This window comes from Microbacterium sp. Bi128 (assembly GCF_918698205.1).
Map to the genome: position 1 here is coordinate 1 of NZ_CAKKMM010000507.1, position 3,361 is coordinate 3,361.

6 protein-coding genes are annotated in these 3,361 nt (G+C 71.2%); 3 read left to right on the forward strand and 3 right to left on the reverse strand.

From position 1 onward, the window contains the following. Positions 1-77: 77 nt before the first annotated feature. Positions 78-293: an SCO4848 family membrane protein gene (locus LQV45_RS21930; RefSeq protein ID WP_230008806.1), complete on the reverse strand. Its 216-nt coding sequence runs from the start codon at positions 291-293 to the stop codon at positions 78-80. Positions 294-313: 20 nt separating this feature from the next. Beyond that, complete coding sequence (locus LQV45_RS21935; protein ID WP_230008807.1) at positions 314-655, reverse strand: TraR/DksA C4-type zinc finger protein; 342 nt, start codon at positions 653-655, stop codon at positions 314-316. A 75-nt stretch (positions 656-730) separates the two neighbouring features. On the opposite strand from LQV45_RS21935, the gene LQV45_RS21940 reads away from it, so the two are divergent. Further along, positions 731-1,081: a DUF2834 domain-containing protein gene (locus LQV45_RS21940; RefSeq protein WP_230008808.1), complete on the forward strand. Its 351-nt coding sequence runs from the start codon at positions 731-733 to the stop codon at positions 1,079-1,081. Between the two features lie 16 nt (positions 1,082-1,097). Here the strand turns inward: LQV45_RS21940 and LQV45_RS21945 are convergent, their stop codons facing one another. Beyond that, a complete protein-coding gene (locus LQV45_RS21945) occupies positions 1,098-1,955 on the reverse strand; it encodes an SDR family oxidoreductase (RefSeq protein ID WP_230008809.1) in 858 nt (285 codons plus the stop codon). A 92-nt stretch (positions 1,956-2,047) separates the two neighbouring features. Between LQV45_RS21945 and LQV45_RS21950 the strand changes: the two genes are divergently transcribed. Together LQV45_RS21950 and LQV45_RS21955 are read left to right on the forward strand one after the other, a co-directional pair. After that, positions 2,048-2,416 carry a helix-turn-helix domain-containing protein gene (locus LQV45_RS21950; protein WP_230008810.1) on the forward strand — a complete coding sequence of 123 codons (369 nt, stop codon included), beginning with the start codon at positions 2,048-2,050 and terminating at the stop codon, positions 2,414-2,416. Between the two features lie 26 nt (positions 2,417-2,442). Beyond that, the coding region (locus tag LQV45_RS21955; RefSeq protein ID WP_230008811.1) for an aromatic acid exporter family protein at positions 2,443-3,361 on the forward strand (919 nt) is incomplete at its 3' end.

Sequence of the window (3,361 nt, forward strand, 5' to 3'; positions counted from 1 at the left end):
TGCACGAGGTGCGGCGGGCGAACCCGCGCCCCCAGTCTACCCGGCGCCTCGGCCGGGGGCCCGGGTCGCGCCCGGCGTCAGGAGACGAGCGCCGCGATCGCCGCGATGAGCGAGGCCAGCGCCAGCACCAGGGCGATCGCGATGAGCACCGTGTGCACGATGAGGAACGGTGTCGGCTTGCCCGCGGCATCCCGTGCCCGCGGGTCCTTCGCGATGCGCGGGTAGAACCGGGGCCACACGATCGCGTTGAACGCGGCGTTGACGAACAGCAGGACGATCAGGAGCGGTTCCACCCCTCGAGCCTACGCGCGGCTCACGACGCGCACCTGATGCAGCGGCGCGCGGTGGGGCGGGCCTCCAGCCGCGCGTCCGCGATCGGGCGCCCGCACACCTCGCACACGCCGAAGGTTCCGGATGCCACGCGGTCCCGCGCCGCACGGATCTCGTCCCGCTCCGCGCGCGCCGCGCGCGCCAGGGCGTCGACCTGCGCCCACTCCCCCGACAGGGTGGATCCCTCGGGGTCGTGCTCGTCGTCGGCGGTGGCATCCGCACGATCGTGCCGGAGGCTCTCGGCGTCGTCGGTCAGGTGGCCCAGGCGGCGTTCGACGGCGCGATCCAGCTCATCGAGCAGGGCGCGGGCACGGTCGGCATCCATCCTCCGACGGTACCGCGCACCCCCGACACCGGCGCGGGGGTGGATCGTGGGGACCGTACCCGACAGGATCGGCGCATGACAGCCCTCACCAAGCACTGGACCCCGCTGGCCGTAGCGTTCCTCGTGCTGTCGATCCTCGGTCTCGTCGGCACCTGGACCTTCAACATCCTGGCCGTGGTCCAGATGGCGGACTTCTTCGGCGACCTCGTCTCCAGCGGGCCGGCGGTGTCGTCGATCACGGTGGACCTGCTCGTCGTCGCGATCGCCGGGAGCATCTTCCTCCTCGTCGAGGGACGTCGCGTCGGCATGCGGCACGCCTGGCTCTACGTCGTGCTGTCGGGGCTGACGGCTTTCGCCTTCACGTTCCCGCTATTCCTGGCGATGCGGGAGCGGAAGCTGACGGCCCGGGCCCGCGCGACGGCGTGAACCCGGGCCGTGCCGATCAGCGGTTCAGACCGGCGCGCAGCCCGTCGACGAGCGGGGTGGTCGGGCGCCCGATGACGCGGGCCAGCGTGCCGTCGGTCTGCGAGAGCGCGCCTCGCGCGATCGCGTCGTCGATGCCGGCCACGAACGCCGCGGTTCCGGCATCCAGGCCCGCCTGCTGAAGCCCCGCCGTGAGGTCCTCGATCGAGATCGGCTGGTAGGCGACGTCGCGGCCCAGGATCGCACCGGCGGCAGCGGCCAGCTCGTCGTAAGTCCACGCGACATCTCCGCCGAGTTCGAGCGTCTGTCCCCGCAGGTCATCCGTGGTCAGCGCAACGGCGGCGGCCTCGGCGTAGTCCTTGCGGCTGGCACTCGCCACTCGAGCGTCACCCACGGCGGCGGCGATCACGCCGGTCTCGGCCGAACGCGAGACGGCGTCGAGGTAGTTCTCGGTGTACCAGTTGTTGCGGAGGATCGTGGCATCCACCCCCGCCTCGGCGATCGCGCGCTCGGTGGCCAGGTGATCGGCGCCGAGGGCGTAGTCGATCTCGTCGACGCGCGGCGCGCTGGTGTAGACGAGTCGCTCCACACCGGCCGCGCGGACGGCCTCGATGACGTTGCGGTGCCCTGACACGCGATCGGCGTCCGTGCCCGAGATGAGCAGCACACGCGCGACACCGTCGAGGCTCGCGGCGAGGGTGTCGGGGCGGGCGTAGTCGAACTCGACGACGCGGATGCCGCGCGCCGAGAGGTCGTCCGCCTTCGCGGGAGTGCGCACGCCGGCGACGATGTCGGATGCCGCGATGCCGCGCGCGAGGAGCGCGTCGACGACGAGGCGGCCGAGGTGTCCGTTGGCGGCGGTGACGAGGAGGGTCATGGGGTGTCCTTTCGATCGGTACGCCCGAGCCAACGCCCACCGTCTCCTCACATTCCGGAATGAAGGTACCCACTTTCCGGTTAGGTACTGACATGACGGTGAGTCTTTCGGAATTACGGGCCGACAACCCGGGAGTCTTCTCCGACGGGTGTCCCACCCGGACGGTGCTGGATCACGTCATGGGCAAATGGGGCGTGCTCGTGCTCGTGACGCTGTCCGACGGGACCCAGCGGTGGGGAGAGCTGCGACGCGGTATCTCGGGCATCAGCGAGAAGATGCTCGCCAGCACCCTGAAGACCCTGGAGGCCGACGGTCTCGTCCAACGGACGGCGTACCCCGAGGTGCCGCCGCGCGTCGAGTACGCGCTCACCGACCTCGGTCGCGACCTCATGGAGCGGATGCTGCCCCTCATGGCGTGGGTCGCCGACCACGCCGACGGCATGCTCCACCGATCCGCCTGACCGGCGTGGCGTCCTACGCTCGAGACATGCGACTCCCGCGCGAAACCCTGACGTTCCGCTCGCCACGTCGCGGGCCGTTCCTCCAGGTCGCCAAGTCGGCCGCGGCGATGGTCGCCGCCTGGATCGTCGCCGACCTGCTCGTGCCCGGACCGCCCCCGATCTTCGCCGCGATCGCTGCGGTCCTCGTGGTGCAACCCAGCATCAACCAGTCCTTCACCCGGGCCGTCGAGCGCAGCGTCGGCGTGATCGTGGGAGTGGTCATCGCCTCCGTGCTCGGGATCGTGCTGGGATCCCCGACCTGGGTCATCCTGCTGGCCGCGGGCGTCTCGCTCGTGGTGGCGTGGGTGCTGCGCATGTCCCCCGGGACCACGAACCAGGTCGCGATCAGTGCGGTCCTCGTGCTCGCGCTGGGAACGGCGACGCCGAACTATGCGCTGGACCGCGTTCTCGAGACGATCATCGGCGCCCTCATCGGCATCGTGATCAACACCGCCCTCGTCCCGCCGGTGCTCGTGCCGCCCGCCCGCGAGAAGATCGAGGTCCTCGGTCGCGAGCTCGCTGCGGCTCTCGAGCGCCTCGCCGACGCGCTCGAGACACCGCAGACCCGCGAGTCGTTGGAAGGTCTCCTGCTCGAGGCGCGGTTGCTCCGGCCTGTTCGGGATGCCGCGGCCGACGCGATCCGCGACGGCGCCGACTCACTGTCGCTGAACCCGCGCAGTTCCCGCCACCGCGCCGACCTCGCCGTCATGCAGGCCCGGCTCGACCGGTTCACCCCGGTCGTGACGCAGGCGGTCGGGATGACCCGCGCCGTCTACGACGGCTACACCTCGTCGATCGTCGAGGATCCGTCGGTGCGAGCGATCGCCGAGCAGCTCCACCGCGCCGCGCACGACGTGCGGCTGAGCTTCGGCCTGGACCCGCGCACCGAGCCTCAGCAGATGGAGC

What these genes read in the sequence shown, in the direction of transcription:
- LQV45_RS21950 (WP_230008810.1), top strand. Translation starts at nt 2,048, where the DNA reads ATGACGGTGAGTCTTTCGGAATTACGGGCCGACAACCCGGGAGTCTTC.
- LQV45_RS21940 (WP_230008808.1), top strand. Translation starts at nt 731, where the DNA reads ATGACAGCCCTCACCAAGCACTGGACCCCGCTGGCCGTAGCGTTCCTC.
- LQV45_RS21945 (WP_230008809.1), bottom strand. Translation starts at nt 1,955, where the DNA reads ATGACCCTCCTCGTCACCGCCGCCAACGGACACCTCGGCCGCCTCGTC.
- LQV45_RS21935 (WP_230008807.1), bottom strand. Translation starts at nt 655, where the DNA reads ATGGATGCCGACCGTGCCCGCGCCCTGCTCGATGAGCTGGATCGCGCC.